The sequence below is a fragment of the Enterobacter sp. RHBSTW-00975 genome (assembly GCF_013615235.1).
In the GTDB taxonomy this organism is placed as follows: domain Bacteria; phylum Pseudomonadota; class Gammaproteobacteria; order Enterobacterales; family Enterobacteriaceae; genus Enterobacter; species Enterobacter ludwigii.
Genome location: NZ_CP055883.1, coordinates 658,160 through 674,002, shown reverse-complemented (window position 1 = coordinate 674,002; position 15,843 = coordinate 658,160). Strand labels below are relative to the sequence as shown.

Sequence of the window (15,843 nt, the reverse complement as noted above, 5' to 3'; positions counted from 1 at the left end):
TTGCGCGTGAGCCTCTTCACATAATGGCCGCCTTTTCGCCACTTATCGCCAGAACTGGCGGGTTAATCGCGTTAATCACCCTTCCCAAACAAGGTTAATCGAATAACCTTAAGCAACGAAGACGGAGAGAAAAGATGGCAACTTACGATAAATTCCCGGAAGTCGCAGTAGAGGGGTATGACGATTGTGCCTGGCAGGGCTGGGACGCGATTGTGCGCGAGCTTACCCACAGAGCGGGTCAATATACACGAATCGTGCTGGTCATTGACTGCTACCCCGGCGTCAGGCTGGAGGAACTGGAGACAAAACTGCTGCCAGCATTGGGAGCCACGCTGACGCTCAATGCCGAACAGATTCGTCTCGACGAACATGCTTTAAGCGGGTTGCTGGCCCGACATCTCACTGACGACCGCGTCTTCGGCGTGCTCTCCTGTCACCAGCTCGAGGAATTCATCGACCCGGTGAAACGCGAGGCGTTGCAGGCGCAGGTCGAACGGTGCCGCGAAGGGATAATCGTTATTTACGGGCCGGGTGCCGCGCTGGTTACTGCAGGCGATATTCTGGTCTACGCCGATTTACCGCGCTGGGAGATCCAGCAGCGCATGCGCAGCGGTGAACTGGCTAACTGGGGCGCGGCTAACCAACACGAGGATATTCTGCGTCGCTATAAACGCGCCTTTTTCATCGAGTGGCGCGTATTCGATCGTCACAAAACCCCGCTGCTACGGCGTACTGATTATCTCCTGGATACCACCCAGGCGGATAATCCGGCGATGGTCGGCGGCGATGCGCTGCGCGCCGGGTTGCAACACACCACCCAACGTCCTTTTCGTGTAGTGCCCTTTTTCGACCCCGGCGTCTGGGGCGGACAATGGATGAAACAGAAATTCGATCTCGATCCCTCTGCGCCTAACTACGCATGGTGTTTTGACTGCGTGCCCGAGGAAAACAGCCTGTTGCTTCGTTACGGCGCGGTGCGGATCGAGATCCCCTCTCAGGATTTGGTGCTGCTGCATCCCCGGGCGCTGCTGGGTGAAAAAGTGCATGCCCGTTTTGGTGCGGAATTTCCCATCCGCTTTGATCTGCTAGATACCCTCGGCGGGCAGAACCTGAGTTTTCAGGTGCATCCGACCACGGAGTACATACAGCAGCATTTTGGTATGCATTACACCCAGGATGAGAGTTATTACATCCTTGAGGCAGAGCCAGGGGCTCAGGTGTATCTGGGGACCCGAACGGGTACCCGGCCCGAAGAGATGATGGACGACCTCAGACGGGCCAGCCGCGGTGAAAAGCCGTTCGACGACGCCCGCTTCGTCAATCATCTTGCGGCGAACAAACACGATCATTTTTTGATCCCCGCCGGTACGGTTCACTGTTCTGGAGCAGGAACCGTGGTACTTGAGATCAGCGCCACGCCTTACATTTTCACCTTCAAGCTCTGGGACTGGGGACGACTGGGAATGGATGGGCAGCCCCGCCCGGTTCATCTGGCACATGGCGAAAAGGTGATCGACTGGCAACGCGATACGCAGTGGATAGAACAGCATCTTGTGAATCAGTGTGAACCCCTCGGCGAAGGCACCGGCTGGCGCGAAGAGCGGACCGGGCTTCACGAGCGTGAATTCATCGAAACGCGTCGCCACTGGTTCATTGAACCGGTGACGCACTCCCCCCACGGAGGCGTGAATGTCCTTAATCTTGTTGAAGGTGAAGAGGCGACGGTAGACAGCCCCGGCGGCGCATTCGCCCCGTTCGTCGTGCACTACGCAGAAACGTTTATCGTCCCCGCTGACGCAGGCGAATACCGTATTTCTCCGTCAGGGCCGAGCTGCGGTAAATCCATTGCCACCATTAAAGCCTGGGTAAGAGGTTAACCATGATTCACATTATTGTGGCGACACACGGCCCGCTGGCCACCGCCCTGCTGGAAAGCGGAAAAATGGTGTATGGCGATCTTCCTCATCGACAGGCGGTATGTCTGAATGCACAGGCTGGCATAGCGGGGTTTCGCCGTGATTTCGCTGCGGCATACCACCGCGCAGGTGCGGGCGCAGACGGCATCGTCGTCCTGTGCGATATGCAGAGCGGAACACCGTGGAATGTGGCCTGCGAATACGCGTTTAATCCCCAGACGCATCCACCGGTCGCCGTGGTGGCGGGAGTCAACTTCCCCATGCTCTTGCTCACCGACGACATTCTGATGGCCCGGGATGTCCATGCCGCCGCCGCGCAGCTCATCGAATTAACGCAGCCCACCCTGGTTCAGGCAAAACGGGTGGAATCCGCCCAGAACGACGATTTCTAAGGAGCTTATATGAGCATTTCGTTTGTACGTATTGACGACCGGGTGATCCACGGGCAGCTCGTCACGCGCTGGGCCAAAGAGCTGCCCTGTGATGGCATCGTGGCAATTGACGATGCCGTCGCGGCCGATCCGCTGCTCTCGTCGGTAATGAAAGGCGCGGTGTCAGATACCAGAGTGTGGCTGTTCGATACCCTGACCGCCATCGAAAAGCTGCCGAAAGTGATTGCCAGCGATAAGCGCTACTTCGTGATTGGCAAATCGCCTGTCACCCTGCAACGCCTTGAACAGGCAGGCATAAGCCTGAAGAACGGCAATGGCAAAATTAACGTCGGGCCAATGAGTGCCCGCGCCAACACCACCACCATTGGCCCTAATCAGTCCGTAACGCCAGAGGAGGCAGCAGCCTTTGACTGGCTGACTGAACAGGGACATGCCATCGAGTTTCGTCTGGTGCCCGATGCCAGTTTTTACAGCTGGCAGGACGCCCGGCAAAAACTGAAATAAGGAGCGCATGATGATTTTCGAAGCTTCTCTCATCGGTCTGCTTTGCTATCTCGGTGCACTCAGTAGTCCCTGGCTGTTTGGCCTGACGGGCGGCTGGTATCTCATCTCCCGCCCGCTGGTTTCGGGGATGCTGGTGGGCCTGATTCTGGGCGACGTTAAAACCGGGATCATGATTGGTGTGGCGGTGCAGGCCGTTTATATCGCGATGGTCACCCCCGGCGGTTCAATGCCTGCCGACCTCAATTTTGTCGCTTATCCTGCTATCGCGCTGGGGATTCTGTCGGGCAAAGGGCCAGAGGTGGCCGTGGCGCTGGCGGCGACCATTGGCATTGCCGGAACGATACTGTTTAACGCCATGATGGTATTGAACTCGTTCTGGAACCACCGCGCCGACGTGGCGCTTGAGCGCGGGGATGAGCGCGGAATTTATCTTAACAGCGCGGTCTGGCCACAGGTGATGAACTTTGTTCTGCGCTTTGTGCCGACGTTTATCGCCGTCTATTTTGGCGCGCAGTACATCAGCGAGTTTATGGACAGTCTGCCCGGCATCGTGCTTTCGACCATGAACGTGCTGGGGGGCATCTTACCGGCCGTTGGGATCGCCATCCTGCTTAAGCAGATCATCAAAAGCTACAGCATGCTGATCTACTTCCTGGTGGGCTTCATATGCATTGTGTTCCTGAAGCTCAACATGGTGGCGCTGGTGATTGTGGGCGCCCTGCTGGCGTTAATTCATTACAACTACAAGCCGGAAGCGCCGCAGGCTGTCACGCCGGGTAGGCCCGCCGACGATGAGGATGAATTCTGATGGAAGACCGTAAACTGACCCGAAAAGATCTGCGCCGCTGCTGGCGAGCGTGGATGATGCATAACCTCTCTTCGATGAGCTTCGAGCGTCTGGAATCGTTCGGCTTCTGTCTGAGCATGTTACCGGTCGCCAAAAAACTCTACCCGGATGCCGCCCAGCGCACCGAGATGCTGCGCCGCCACGCCTCGTTTTACAACACGGAGCCGCAGATCGGTGCCATCGTAAACGGTATGGCGCTTGGGCTGGAAGAGAAAAAAGCCAACGGCGAGCCCATTGATGGCGAAACGATCAATACCCTGAAGGTGGGGCTGATGGGACCAATCGCGGGGATTGGTGACTCAATGATCCCCGGCATGCTGATCCCCATTTTGCTGAGCATCGGTATGGCACTTGCCGCCGGAGGAAATGTTCTTGGCCCGTTGTTCTACACCGTCGCCTGGCTGGCCATCATTATCCCGGGATCCTGGTTTCTGTTTCTGAAAGGCTACCAGATGGGCTCAGGATCGGTCGAGATGCTGGTGAGCAGCAAGTCAACGCGACTGCGCGAAGCTTTGTCTCTGCTGGGTGTATTTGTGATGGGCGGCGTGGCGGCAAGCTACGTTAAGCTGGGCACCGGGCTGGAATTTATCACCCGTGACGGGGTTAACATCCATGTTCAGCAGATGCTTGACGGTATCTTTCCGCAGCTATTACCGCTTCTGGTGGTTCTGGGCACCTGGTATCTGATGGCAAAACGTGGCGTCTCCCCGGTCAGGGCCATGATTGTGTTGCTTGCGCTGGCGGCGCTGGGCGTCGCATCAGGTCTGTTTGCCGGATAAGACAGCCGGGGCAATGCCCCGGTTTTTTATGGGTGGAAGTTATGCCACAGTTCAGCCACTTTATCCGGGCGAGAGATAAACTGAAAGCGAGCAGGATCGGCAATAAACTGCGTATAGACAGGCTCATCCGTCAGGCCGAATTCGCTGTAGCGACGCGGTGTGATCATCTGTAGCCGCCCCGGCAGATAATGCGTGTTGTGCTGCCAGATGATATGGCTCCCCTGCAGCAGCGGATACCAGGCCAGTCCTTTACGCGCCCGCACAGCATCATATTCAAAACCATATTCCCTGTCGCACCACGCACCGAAGGTCAGTGGTTCATCCGGCGAGGCAGAGATAGTGGCATGCCCCCAGCCAGGCGGAACCAGCACCTTTTCGCCCGGCCCGGCCAGTACGGCGAAACAGCGCCCGGGATCGTCCGCAACATACTCCTGCATATAGATAATGGCGCGCCCCTGCCAGATTTCATACAGCTCGGGCGGAGACCAGCCGCTGTGACTGCTTTTACGGTGAACATGCCCCTGGCTGCGGATCGGCTCTTCACCCAGCGTTCCCGTCGCGTAGGTCACGACCCCAAACAGCAGCATGCGTTTTTTCAGCTCCTGCCGGTCTGCCAGACGGGCGACATCCATCGCGATAGCATAAACGTCTTCCGGCCCTGAGCAGTCAGGATCCCGTAACGACGCGCGGATCTCATCAAGCGTACGGATCTCTGGCATCGGGCCAGTGACGTCCTCACCGTAGCTGAACCCCAGCGGGTGCCGGGTGATGGTCATGTCCAGCCCAAAGTTATTCATTCTGAACCTCCCAGCCACCGTCAGTGGCCAATACCCGCACGGCAAAACCGTGGGGTAACGCGGCATAGTCGTGTCCGGCGACGGCGGGCCAGACCGCGAGTGAAGAGAGCGTGGTCTCACCGGTATTGATTAAACGGTGGGCGGTAAAAGGCGCAATAATATGGACGGATCCCGGCATCACGCACTCCAGACGGGTTTCGCCGGATGTCGTCTGGAGTAAAAGCAGGCCACGTCCCCGCAGGCCAAAATAGACTTCGCCCTGTTCACGACGTTGATGAAAATGGCCGCGGGTCATAAAAAATTCCCGGCCAATTTTACCTGCATGTAAATGGGTAACGCCGACAAACAACGCCCCTTCTTGTGCAGGCGATTCCAGCATTTCGACGTCATACACCGTCTGATGCGGATCGCATTGTGCCCAGGCGTCTCGATCGGCAAACAAACCATTGAGATCGGCAAGGCGTGTGGATTTAAGAATAAGTGCGCCGCGGGCAAGTGTACCACTGGCCCAGGCCACCAGAGGCGGCAGGATAATATCTGAAGTCATCGTCTTCTCCGGCCCGAGGAGAACAACCCGCCCAGCATAACAATTTAAACGATTAACCTGCGCATCAAAGACGCAATGTGTCAGGTGAATCACAGTTAATCAGCAATAAAAATGCCGGCCACTGACGTGGCCGGCATTCGGGTCATGCGCGAGGAAACTTACTCGACTTCGCGTGCGTCGATACGCAGCTCTTTCGGGACCTCGAAAACAATATTCTCTTCGCGTCCTTCCAGCGGGACCGCTTCGCCGCCGCCCAGTTCCTGCAGACGGGAAATCACGTTCTGCACCAGGATATCCGGAGCCGAGGCGCCTGCGGTTACCCCGACACAGGCCACGTTTTTCACCCACGCTTCCTGGATATCGCTGGAATCATCAATCAGATAGGCCGCTTTCCCCATTCGCTGCGCAAGTTCAGCCAGACGGTTGGAGTTAGAGGAATTTTTCGAACCGACAACCAGCACCACGTCCGCCTGTTCAGCAAGAGCACGCACCGCTTCCTGACGATTGGTGGTGGCGTAGCAAATGTCGTCCTTACGCGGGCCGACGATTTTCGGGAAGCGCTGGCGCAGGGCGTCAATCACGTCCGACGTATCGTCAACGGAGAGCGTCGTCTGGGTCATAAACGAGAGACGCGTTTCATTTTTGACGTTCAGCGTAAACACATCTTCCGGCGACTCCACCAGGTACATCCCCCCTTCCGGGTTGCTGTACTGGCCCATGGTACCTTCGACTTCCGGGTGGCCGGCATGGCCAATCAGGATCGACTCTTCACCACGACGGCTGGCGCGCGCCACTTCCATGTGCACTTTGGTCACTAATGGGCAGGTGGCGTCGAAAACGGTCAGATCGCGGCTTTTCGCTTCGTTACGCACCGCCTGAGAAACCCCGTGCGCGGAGAAAATCAGGATTGCGCCGTCAGGCACTTCGCTGATCTGCTCAATGAAAATCGCGCCACGCTCGCGCAGGCTGTCGACGACATAACGGTTATGCACCACTTCGTGACGCACATAAATCGGCGCGCCGTAAATCTCGAGCGCGTTTTCAACAATGCTGATAGCGCGGTCTACACCGGCGCAAAAGCCGCGCGGGTTAGCCAACAGGATCTGCATTTCAGGCCTCCAGTACCGGATCGATCTCCAGCACTTCAATATCAAAATGGACGGTGCGCCCGGCAAGCGGATGGTTGAAGTCAACGGTGATGGAGTCACCATTGATTTCGCGGATCACGCCAGGCATTTCGCTGCCATCCATAGCGGTAAAGAGCATGATCGCCCCGATTTCCGGCTCACCTGCATCCATAAACTCGCGGCGCGAGAAGTACTGAACAAGGTCCGGGCTTGGCACGCCAAACGCGGCATCTGGCTCCAGCGAAAATGCCTTTTTCTCGCCTTCTTTCAGGCCAAGCAGCTGTTGCTCAAGACCTTCAGACAGGGAGGTGTCGCCGAGACGAAACAGGGCGGGTTTGCCGTTATTGCGGGTGGATTCAGCCGTGGAGCCATCATCCAGTTTCAGCGTGAAATGAACGAGAACCGCGCTGTTGCTCTGTACGGATTTAGACATGCAAATTGCTCGCTTGTTTTGACCCACCGGTGAGAGACGGGAGGCCAGACATTCTGTAGGCCGGGGGCGCATGCGCCACCCGGCATTTACATTTAAGCCTGTTTCTTCGCGGCCGCGTTCGGCAAGAAGCCTTCCAGCACGATTAACGCCGCGCCGATGCAAATTGCGCTGTCGGCGAGGTTAAAAGTCGCGAAGTGCCAGTCGCCGACATAGAAGTCGATCATATCGACCACAAAGCCGTGCCACAGGCGATCAAACAGGTTGCCCAGCGCGCCACCGATAATCAGCGCATAGGCGATGTTATTTAGCTTTTGTGTTGCCTTCGAACGGTACATCAGCAGCGATAGCACCACACAGATACCGATAGCGATACCTGCAAAGAACCAGCGCTGCCAGCCACCGCTGTCAGCAAGGAAACTAAACGCCGCACCGTAGTTACGTGCGTAATGCAGGTTAAGCGACGGGAACAGCGACACCGTCTCCCCCAGAGCAAAATTCTGGAGGATCAGGAACTTGCTACCCAGATCGATAATCAGCACTACCACCACCAGCCACAGCCAGCGCAGTCCTGTTGAACAGAGAGTTTTACTCATCAGGCAAACTTACGTTTCTCGCCGTCACCGGCGACGTTGCTGACACAGCGTCCGCAGATATCTGCGTGTTCCGCCACCTGGCCGACATCAGTGGTGTAATGCCAGCAACGCGGGCATTTATCACCTTCGGCTTTGCTCAATGCGACTTTCAGTCCTTTGAGCAGTTCGCTCTGCTGTGCATCAGCAAACGCCTGGGCATAATCCGCAACTTTCGCACCGGAGGTCAACAGGACAAATCGTAATTCATCGCCCAGCGCCGTCAGTTTCGCCGCCAGCTCTGGCTCGGCGTACAGGGTAACTGCCGCTTCCAGCGAGCCGCCGACTTTCTTGTCAGCACGCGCCTGCTCGATAACCTTGTTCACTTCGCCACGCACTTTCAGCAGATCGTCCCAGAAGGCATCGTTCATCGCTTCGGTGCTGGAGAGATCGAACAGACCTTCATACCACTCGCCGGTGAAAACATACTTCTCACGGTCGCCTGGCAGGTAACCCCAGATTTCATCTGCGGTGAAGGACATGATCGGTGCCATCCAGCGAACCAGCGCTTCTGCGATGTGGAACAGCGCAGTCTGGCAGCTACGACGCGCCACGCTGTCCGCTTTCGCGGTGTACTGGCGGTCTTTGATGATGTCGAGGTAGAACGAGCCCATCTCGATGGAGCAGAAGCGCATCAGGCGCTGCACCACTTCGTGGAAATCGTAAGATTCGTAAGCCTTCAGGATATCTTCCTGTGCCGCCTTCGCGCAGCCTACTGCCCAGCGATCCAGCACCACCATCTCTTCCGGTTTCACCATATCCTTTACCGGATCGAACCCGTTCAGGTTCGCCAGCAGGAAGCGCGCGGTATTACGGATACGACGATAGCTGTCGGCAGCACGTTTCAGGATCTCGTCCGACACCGCCATTTCGCCGGTATAGTCGGTAGAAGCAACCCACAGACGCAGAATGTCCGCGCCCAGTTTGTTCATCACGTCCTGCGGAGAGACGGTGTTACCGATCGATTTAGACATCTTACGGCCCTGACCATCCACGGTGAAACCGTGGGTCAGCACCTGGCGATACGGTGCTTTACCTTTCATGGCGGTGGAAATCATCAGCGATGACATGAACCAGCCGCGGTGTTGGTCAGAACCTTCCAGATACATATCTGCCGCGTGGCCGGCAAATTCCGGACGCACGTCAACAACAGACGCGTGCGTTGAACCGGAGTCAAACCACACGTCCAGGGTATCAGGCACTTTCTCGTAGTTGTCTGCATCAGCGCCCAGGATGTCGCGGGAATCGAGATCCCACCATGCCTGAATGCCGTCAACTTCAACACGCTTCGCGACTTCTTCCATCAGCGCCAGGGTGTTCGGGTGCAGTTCCTGTGTCTCTTTGTGCACGAACAGAGACATTGGCACGCCCCAGGTACGCTGACGGGAGATACACCAGTCAGGACGGTTAGCGACCATGGATTCGATACGCGCCTGACCCCAGTCCGGGATCCACTGCACGCCTTTGATCTCTTTCAGGGACTGCTCGCGCAGGCCTTTCTGATCCATGCTGATGAACCACTGTGGGGTCGCACGGAAGATGATCGGAGATTTGTGACGCCAGCAGCACGGATAGCTGTGCTGCATTTTCTCAACGTGCAGCAGCGCGCCGCTGGTGCGCAGCATGTCAACGATGATGTCGTTCGCTTTGAAGACGTTGATACCGTCCAGCGCCGGGTAGGTGCCTGGCAGGTAAGAACCGTCAGGACCCACCGGGTTAGCGATTTCAAGACCGTATTTCAGGCTGATGCTGTAGTCGTCAGGACCGTGGCCACCGGCGGTATGTACCGCACCGGTACCCGCATCCAGCGTCACGTGATCGCCCAGAATCGCCGGCACATCGAAGTCCAGGAACGGGTGTTTGAAGCGCATCAGCTCCAGCGCGTCACCTTTCACGGTGCCCAGCACGGTGTAGTCGGCGATGTTCGCGCGTTTCAGCACGCTTTCGACCAGATCTTTCGCCAGGATCAGCGCCTGACCGTCAACCTGCACCAGCGCGTACTCGAACTCACCGGACAGGGAGATCGCGCGGTTTGCTGGCAGCGTCCACGGGGTGGTGGTCCAGATAACCAGCGAGATGGGGCCGTTGACAGAGGTCACGCCAAATTTGGCTTTCACCGCCTCCTGATCGACCGCGTGGAAGGCCACGTCGATAGACGGAGAGGTTTTGTCGTAATACTCCACTTCCGCTTCTGCCAGCGCAGAACGGCAGTCCACGCACCAGTGCACCGGCTTCGCGCCTTTGTGCAGATGGCCGTTACCGATGATTTTACCCAGCGCACGGATGATGTTGGCTTCGGTTTTGAAGTCCATGGTCAGGTACGGACGTGACCAGTCACCCAGCACGCCCAGGCGGATAAAGTCCTGACGCTGACCGTCAACCTGCGTGGCCGCGTATTCGCGACATTTTGCGCGGAATTCTGCCGCGGTGAACTTCTCACCCGGCTTACCAAACTCTTGCTCAACTTTCAGTTCAATTGGCAGACCATGGCAGTCCCAGCCCGGAACGTAAGGCGAGTCATATCCCGCGAGGCCTTTGGACTTCACGATAATGTCTTTCAGAATCTTGTTTACAGAGTGACCAATATGAATGCTGCCATTCGCATATGGAGGGCCATCATGCAGAATGAAGGTTTTTTTGCCTTTTTTGGCTGCACGGATGATGCCGTACAGGTCATCATCGGTCCAACGCGCCAGCATTCCCGGTTCGCGCTTGGCGAGATCGCCGCGCATCGGGAACCCTGTTTCCGGCAAATTCAGGGTTGATTTATAGTCACTCATCAGATTCTCGGTTCCGTATTTTTCACGTAGGCATTTAAGCCGGGTTTACTCGCCCAAAAAACTCGCGGGCCGTTAATTCATCTCGCGCGATTTGCGCCTTTAGTTCATCCAGCGAAGCAAATCGCTGCTCATTGCGTATTTTTTTACGCAGTATCACATCTATATGGCGACCATAAAGGTCCATTACAACGTCCAGCAGGTGCACTTCTAATTGTTGACGGACACCGGCGACTGTAGGACGTGTGCCAATATTGGCGACACCGAAATACGGTTTATCGCCCAGACCAGCCACTTCCACCGCATATACCCCTTTAACCGGGGAGACCTGACGACGTAGCGGTATATTCGCCGTCGGGAAACCTATGGTGCGGCCCAGCGCATCGCCATGGACCACACGGCCTGAAATGCTAAACGGATGTCCCAGCAGCGTTTCCGCCGTATCCAGTTCATCGTTGGCCAGCGCCTGACGCACCGCAGTGCTGCTAACCCGGACGCCACCTTCGCAAAAGGTCATTGCGCTGGTGACATCAAAGCCGTACTCGAGGCCAGCCTTCTGTAATAGCAAGAAATCGCCCTGACGACCAGCGCCAAAGCGGAAATCATCCCCCACGGCCAGAAACTGCACGCCAAGGCGCCTGACCAGCAGGTCACTGACGAAATTTTGTGCTGTGAGCGCGGCAAAGCGGCGATCGAAACGCACGCACAATACGTAGTCCACCCCGGACTCTGCCAGGTAGCGCAACTTCTCGCGCAGGCGAGTGAGGCGAGCCGGTGATTTATCGCCGGCAAACAGCTCCAGCGGCTGCGGCTCAAAAATCATCACTACAACGGGCAGGCCACGCGCCTCCCCTTCTTTACGCAATCCCTGCAGCAGCGCCTGATGACCACGATGCACGCCGTCGAAATTACCAATGGTCAGCACGCACCCGTGCGGTGCTCTGCTGAGATTATGTATGCCGCGTATCAGCTTCATGTCTGGCTCAAAACAGTGAAAATCGCCAAAGTATACCTTGTACAGCGGTTAAGGTTAACCGGCGATTGTTCGCGCAAAACAGAAAGCCGTAATGATTTCATCAGGCTGACCTTTCACAGCAAAAAAATCTGCCCGTGAACTGCGTTTTTTGTGCCGAAAAGCTGTATTCACGAGCGACAAGCTGGTAGAATCCTGCGCCATCACTACGTAACGTAGCGTCGCCAATCAACGGCGCTTATTTGCACAAATCCATTGACAAAAGAAGGTATAGAGGGCATATTCCTCGGCCTTTGAATTGTCCACATAGATCATATTTGGGAGTTGGACCTTGGCTAATATCAAATCAGCTAAGAAACGTGCTATCCAGTCTGAAAAGGCTCGTAAGCACAATGCAAGCCGTCGCTCTATGATGCGTACTTTCATCAAGAAAGTATACGCAGCTATCGAAGCTGGCGACAAAGCTGCTGCGCAGAACGCATTTAATGAAATGCAACCAATCGTGGATCGTCAGGCTGCTAAAGGTCTGATCCACAAAAACAAAGCAGCGCGTCATAAAGCAAACCTGACCGCGCAGATCAACAAACTGGCTTAATCGCCACTTGTTGTTGCTTGTTTTAAAAGAACCCGCTTAACGCGGGTTTTTTTATATCTTCAGATTGCCGGTGGCGTAAACAGCGCCGAGTAGTCGCGGTTACAGATGCGCTGTACCGCTGGGTGTTGAATCATCCTTTCTGCAAATATCGCGTGATACTCCTCCATCACGTTATCGACCCGGCCAATCTCCGTAATCTTGTTATCTGAATAGAGATCGTGCACGTACAGCGTCGGTGCAACGAAGATGGCGTTATGCGCCTCACCAAAGGCTTTCATTAGCGCCGCATCGTCAAACTCGCCGAGGATCTCCACCTTCAGTCCCTGAGAGTTAAACCAGTTCAGCAGTTTGCGCCCAAGCATGGAGCGCCGGCCTGGCACCAGCAAACGACGCTCCTCCAGACAGGCAGGAAACGGTTTTTCCGGCGGCGGGTTAATGCACCAGAAGCTGACCCCGCATTCGCCAATCTTCACAGAGAACAGCCCTTCCTGCTGCGTAGAGTCGATCGGGCAGTCCGAGATAATCATATCCAGCTTATGCTGGCTCAGCTGCTCCAGCAGCATCTCGTGCGTGGACTCAAAACAGCGCAGATGGATTTGCTCATCTTCGACCACCGCCGCATCCAGCACGCCGCTGACCAGCCGTTTTGACAACGCATCCGCCACGCCGACGTCAAAGAGCAGGTTTGACTCTTTGCGGTAGTTAACGATATCCAGCATCTCCTGACTTAAGGTAAACATCTTATCCGCGTAGCGGAAAACCAGTTCGCCCAGCTCACTTGGCTCAATCCCACGGCCCTTGCGCTTAAAGAGCTTGCCCTGCAGCCGCTCTTCCAGTGCCTTGATTTGCCCGGTGATGGTCTGCGGCGTCAGGTAGAGCGCCTCTGCCGCCCCCACGACCGAGCCCTGCTTATAGACGTGCCAGAAGTAGTAAAGGTGGTTGTAATTCAAATGAGACATCGTGTCTTCGCTCCCTGATCGTGTAGCGGGAGAAGGTGTTCTTCTCCCGGTTTCCTGTTATGCCTGAACGACCGGTCCGGACAGTTTGACCTTCAATAAGGTATAGCCAGTGACTGCGGCCAGTAACGATCCGATAAGGATACCCAGCTTCGCCCAGACGATAAGCTCAGGCGCATGGGCACCAAAAGCCAGCGTTGAGATAAAGATCGACATGGTAAACCCAATGCCACACAGCACGCCCACCGCCATGATCTGCTTAAACGTGGTGCCGTGCGGCAGTGACGCCAGCTTCAGCTTCAGCGCCAGCCAGCAGAACAGGCTAATGCCCACCGGCTTACCAATAAACAGTCCGGCAATAATGCCCAGCGGCAACATTGAGGTCAGTCCCTCAAGGGTTACCCCTTCCAGCGAAACGCCTGCATTAGCGAAAGCAAACAGCGGCAGGATCATAAAGGCGACCCACGGGTGCAGCACATGCTCCAGCTGTTTGGCAGGCGATTTCCCCTCCTGCGGCTTAAGCGGAACGAAGAAGCCGACGATGACCCCGGCGAGCGTAGCGTGCACGCCTGATTTCAGTACCGCGGTCCACAGCACCATCCCCACCAGCACGTAGATCCCGATGCGGCGCACGTTGCAAATGTTCAACAGCGCCAGTACCGCAATCGCTCCTGCGGCAACGCTCAACGACAGGATCGACAGGTCGCTGGTGTAGAACAGCGCAATAATGACAATCGCGCCCAGGTCATCAATGATCGCCAGCGCCATCAGGAAGATTTTCAGTGCCACCGGCACGCGGCTTCCCAGCAAGGCCAGCACACCCAGGGCAAACGCGATATCCGTTGCCGCCGGAATGGCCCAGCCATGACGCGATACCGGATCCTGCCAGGTGAACGCCAGGAAGAGCAACGCCGGAATGACCATCCCCCCGAATGCGGCAATCACCGGGAACGCGGCACGCTGACGGCTGGCAAGCGAGCCCAGGACCAGCTCACGCTTAACCTCCAGCCCTACCAGCAGGAAAAACACGGCCATCAGTGCATCGTTGATCCACAGCAGCATGTTCTTGTTAATTTCCAGCGCCCCGACTTTCAGCTCGACGGGAGTTTCCAGAAACGCGTGGTAAAAGTCGCGTGTGAAACCCATATTGGCCAGCGCCATCGCGGCCGCAGCGGCAATAATCAGGATGATGCCGCCTGATGCTTCACTGCTAAAAAAACGGTGTATTAATTTCACGTAGGCTCTCTCTTACAGCAATACTTCGGTAAAACCATAATACCAGGCCAAACAGCTCGGCAAAAGCAGATTAATGTTGAGTATATATTCAGTTTTACCGAATGATAGCCATGAGGACAGCTACAAAAAGAAAAGCCCGAAATCGCTTCCGGGCTTTTTGAGATGAACACCAGCTAACGGATCAGCGGGTCAAATCGTCGAAGAATTTTTTGACGCCATCGAAGAAGCTTTTGGAGCGCGGGCTGTTTTTCTCACCCGTCGGGCCGCCAAAACTTTCCTGCAGCTCTTTCAGCAGCTGTTTCTGCTTGTCGTTCAGGCCAACCGGGGTTTCAACCACCACGCGGCACAGCAGGTCGCCCTGCGCACCACCGCGAACGGATTTAACACCTTTACCACGCATGCGGAACAGCTTGCCGGTCTGGGTTTCGCCTGGAACCTTCAGATTGACGCGACCATCAAGCGTTGGCACTTCAATTTCGCCACCGAGTGCCGCCATGGCGAAGTTGATGGGCACTTCACAGTACAGGTTGTTGCCTTCACGCTCGAAGATGGCGTGCTGCTTGACCTGAACCTGAACGTACAGATCGCCTGCCGGTGCACCGTGCTCGCCGGCCTCACCTTCACCTGCCAGACGGATACGGTCGCCCGTGTCCACGCCTGCCGGGATTTTAACGGACAGCGTCTTGGTTTTCTCAACGCGACCATGACCGTGGCATTTTGTGCAGGGGTCTTTAATCAGCGTACCGCGACCATGACAGTGCGGACACGCCTGCTGCACGGCGAAGAAGCCCTGACGCATCTGCACCTGACCGGAACCGTGACAGGTTGGACAGGTTTGCGGCTGGGTGCCTGCTTTCGCGCCGCTGCCGTGGCAAACGTCACACTCTTCCAGCGTCGGAATACGGATCTCTTTGGTGACGCCGCGTACGGCCTCTTCCAGCGTCAGATCCATGTTGTAGCGCAGGTCGGCACCGCGCGCCGCGCGCTGACGGCCACGACCGCCGCCAAAAATGTCGCCGAAAACATCGCCAAAGATATCGCTGAAGTCAGCGCCGCCGCCAAAGCCGCCGCCACCGAATCCACCGCCGCCCATGCCGCCTTGTTCGAAGGCTGCGTGGCCGTACTGGTCATAGGCCGCACGTTTCTGTGCATCGGTCAGGACTTCGTAGGCTTCTTTGATCTCTTTAAATTTGGCTTCAGCCTCTTTGTCACCCTGGTTGCGGTCCGGGTGGAATTTCATGGCCAGGCGCTTATACGCCTTTTTGATTTCACGCTCTTCCGCAGTTTTCGGAACGCCTAAAATCTCGTAATAGTCTTGCTTTGCCATTGGTTTTT

16 protein-coding genes and 1 pseudogene are annotated in these 15,843 nt (G+C 56.3%); 6 read left to right on the top strand and 11 right to left on the bottom strand.

Annotated elements, in window-relative coordinates; all coding sequences use genetic code 11:
- The first annotated feature begins 134 nt into the window (after positions 1 to 134).
- The 5 genes from HV340_RS03255 to HV340_RS03235 are packed head-to-tail and all read left to right on the top strand — an operon-like array spanning position 135 to position 4,438.
- Positions 135 to 1,877: a class I mannose-6-phosphate isomerase gene (locus HV340_RS03255; protein WP_063925660.1), complete on the top strand. Its 1,743-nt coding sequence runs from the start codon at positions 135 to 137 to the stop codon at positions 1,875 to 1,877.
- 2 nt (positions 1,878 to 1,879) lie between these two features.
- The gene (locus HV340_RS03250) at positions 1,880 to 2,308 is read left to right on the top strand and encodes a PTS fructose transporter subunit IIA (RefSeq protein WP_025205457.1); all 429 of its coding nucleotides are present in this window, start codon (positions 1,880 to 1,882) and stop codon (positions 2,306 to 2,308) included.
- A 9-nt stretch (positions 2,309 to 2,317) separates the two neighbouring features.
- Entirely contained in the window at positions 2,318 to 2,812 is a 495-nt protein-coding gene (locus tag HV340_RS03245; protein WP_025205458.1) for a PTS sugar transporter subunit IIB, read from the top strand.
- A gap of 10 nt (positions 2,813 to 2,822) precedes the next feature.
- The gene (locus tag HV340_RS03240; RefSeq protein WP_086463026.1) at positions 2,823 to 3,620 is read left to right on the top strand and encodes a PTS sugar transporter subunit IIC; all 798 of its coding nucleotides are present in this window, start codon (positions 2,823 to 2,825) and stop codon (positions 3,618 to 3,620) included.
- Entirely contained in the window at positions 3,620 to 4,438 is an 819-nt protein-coding gene (locus tag HV340_RS03235; protein ID WP_040018597.1) for a PTS system mannose/fructose/sorbose family transporter subunit IID, read from the top strand. The genes HV340_RS03240 and HV340_RS03235 overlap by 1 nt, the downstream gene beginning before the upstream one ends.
- A gap of 26 nt (positions 4,439 to 4,464) precedes the next feature.
- Here HV340_RS03235 and HV340_RS03230 read toward each other — a convergent pair whose 3' ends face one another.
- From HV340_RS03230 to HV340_RS24390, 8 genes and pseudogenes are all read right to left on the bottom strand, one after another.
- Positions 4,465 to 5,235 carry a glucose-6-phosphate isomerase family protein gene (locus tag HV340_RS03230; RefSeq protein ID WP_063925662.1) on the bottom strand — a complete coding sequence of 257 codons (771 nt, stop codon included), beginning with the start codon at positions 5,233 to 5,235 and terminating at the stop codon, positions 4,465 to 4,467.
- Positions 5,228 to 5,782, bottom strand: a complete 555-nt coding sequence (locus tag HV340_RS03225; RefSeq protein WP_063925663.1) for a glucose-6-phosphate isomerase family protein — start codon at positions 5,780 to 5,782, stop codon at positions 5,228 to 5,230. Before HV340_RS03225 ends, HV340_RS03230 begins: the two co-directional genes overlap by 8 nt.
- A gap of 158 nt (positions 5,783 to 5,940) precedes the next feature.
- Positions 5,941 to 6,891 carry a 4-hydroxy-3-methylbut-2-enyl diphosphate reductase gene (gene ispH, locus HV340_RS03220; protein WP_020882547.1) on the bottom strand — a complete coding sequence of 317 codons (951 nt, stop codon included), beginning with the start codon at positions 6,889 to 6,891 and terminating at the stop codon, positions 5,941 to 5,943.
- Between the two features lies 1 nt (position 6,892).
- Positions 6,893 to 7,342: an FKBP-type peptidyl-prolyl cis-trans isomerase gene (gene fkpB / locus HV340_RS03215; RefSeq protein ID WP_020882546.1), complete on the bottom strand. Its 450-nt coding sequence runs from the start codon at positions 7,340 to 7,342 to the stop codon at positions 6,893 to 6,895.
- 92 nt (positions 7,343 to 7,434) lie between these two features.
- Positions 7,435 to 7,935 (bottom strand): signal peptidase II, encoded by a 501-nt coding sequence (gene lspA / locus HV340_RS03210; protein ID WP_020882545.1) that lies wholly within the window; start codon positions 7,933 to 7,935, stop codon positions 7,435 to 7,437.
- Entirely contained in the window at positions 7,935 to 10,751 is a 2,817-nt protein-coding gene (gene ileS, locus HV340_RS03205; protein WP_063925664.1) for an isoleucine--tRNA ligase, read from the bottom strand. The genes lspA and ileS overlap by 1 nt, the downstream gene beginning before the upstream one ends.
- A gap of 34 nt (positions 10,752 to 10,785) precedes the next feature.
- Positions 10,786 to 11,724: a bifunctional riboflavin kinase/FAD synthetase gene (gene ribF / locus HV340_RS03200; protein ID WP_014168574.1), complete on the bottom strand. Its 939-nt coding sequence runs from the start codon at positions 11,722 to 11,724 to the stop codon at positions 10,786 to 10,788.
- A 7-nt stretch (positions 11,725 to 11,731) separates the two neighbouring features.
- Positions 11,732 to 11,950 (bottom strand): annotated as a pseudogene (locus HV340_RS24390) (DUF2575 domain-containing protein).
- Positions 11,951 to 12,052: 102 nt separating this feature from the next.
- On the opposite strand from HV340_RS24390, the gene rpsT reads away from it, so the two are divergent.
- The gene (gene rpsT, locus HV340_RS03195) at positions 12,053 to 12,316 is read left to right on the top strand and encodes a 30S ribosomal protein S20 (protein WP_008502037.1); all 264 of its coding nucleotides are present in this window, start codon (positions 12,053 to 12,055) and stop codon (positions 12,314 to 12,316) included.
- Positions 12,317 to 12,375: 59 nt separating this feature from the next.
- Here the strand turns inward: rpsT and nhaR are convergent, their stop codons facing one another.
- The 3 genes from nhaR to dnaJ all read right to left on the bottom strand — a co-directional run bounded on the left by nhaR (position 12,376) and on the right by dnaJ (position 15,835).
- The gene (gene nhaR / locus HV340_RS03190) at positions 12,376 to 13,275 is read right to left on the bottom strand and encodes a transcriptional activator NhaR (protein ID WP_014168572.1); all 900 of its coding nucleotides are present in this window, start codon (positions 13,273 to 13,275) and stop codon (positions 12,376 to 12,378) included.
- Between the two features lie 57 nt (positions 13,276 to 13,332).
- Positions 13,333 to 14,508: a Na+/H+ antiporter NhaA gene (gene nhaA, locus HV340_RS03185; RefSeq protein WP_181216289.1), complete on the bottom strand. Its 1,176-nt coding sequence runs from the start codon at positions 14,506 to 14,508 to the stop codon at positions 13,333 to 13,335.
- A gap of 181 nt (positions 14,509 to 14,689) precedes the next feature.
- Positions 14,690 to 15,835, bottom strand: a complete 1,146-nt coding sequence (dnaJ, locus tag HV340_RS03180) for a molecular chaperone DnaJ (protein WP_020882543.1) — start codon at positions 15,833 to 15,835, stop codon at positions 14,690 to 14,692.
- Positions 15,836 to 15,843 lie beyond the last annotated feature (8 nt).

Bases quoted from the DNA above. Each gene is read 5' to 3' on its own strand.
- ribF (WP_014168574.1), bottom strand. From the start codon at position 11,724: ATGAAGCTGATACGCGGCATACATAATCTCAGCAGAGCACCGCACGGG.
- dnaJ (WP_020882543.1), bottom strand. From the start codon at position 15,835: ATGGCAAAGCAAGACTATTACGAGATTTTAGGCGTTCCGAAAACTGCG.
- ileS (WP_063925664.1), bottom strand. From the start codon at position 10,751: ATGAGTGACTATAAATCAACCCTGAATTTGCCGGAAACAGGGTTCCCG.
- HV340_RS03230 (WP_063925662.1), bottom strand. From the start codon at position 5,235: ATGAATAACTTTGGGCTGGACATGACCATCACCCGGCACCCGCTGGGG.
- HV340_RS03225 (WP_063925663.1), bottom strand. From the start codon at position 5,782: ATGACTTCAGATATTATCCTGCCGCCTCTGGTGGCCTGGGCCAGTGGT.
- HV340_RS03240 (WP_086463026.1), top strand. From the start codon at position 2,823: ATGATTTTCGAAGCTTCTCTCATCGGTCTGCTTTGCTATCTCGGTGCA.
- fkpB (WP_020882546.1), bottom strand. From the start codon at position 7,342: ATGTCTAAATCCGTACAGAGCAACAGCGCGGTTCTCGTTCATTTCACG.
- HV340_RS03245 (WP_025205458.1), top strand. From the start codon at position 2,318: ATGAGCATTTCGTTTGTACGTATTGACGACCGGGTGATCCACGGGCAG.
- HV340_RS03235 (WP_040018597.1), top strand. From the start codon at position 3,620: ATGGAAGACCGTAAACTGACCCGAAAAGATCTGCGCCGCTGCTGGCGA.
- HV340_RS03250 (WP_025205457.1), top strand. From the start codon at position 1,880: ATGATTCACATTATTGTGGCGACACACGGCCCGCTGGCCACCGCCCTG.
- ispH (WP_020882547.1), bottom strand. From the start codon at position 6,891: ATGCAGATCCTGTTGGCTAACCCGCGCGGCTTTTGCGCCGGTGTAGAC.
- lspA (WP_020882545.1), bottom strand. From the start codon at position 7,935: ATGAGTAAAACTCTCTGTTCAACAGGACTGCGCTGGCTGTGGCTGGTG.
- HV340_RS03255 (WP_063925660.1), top strand. From the start codon at position 135: ATGGCAACTTACGATAAATTCCCGGAAGTCGCAGTAGAGGGGTATGAC.
- nhaR (WP_014168572.1), bottom strand. From the start codon at position 13,275: ATGTCTCATTTGAATTACAACCACCTTTACTACTTCTGGCACGTCTAT.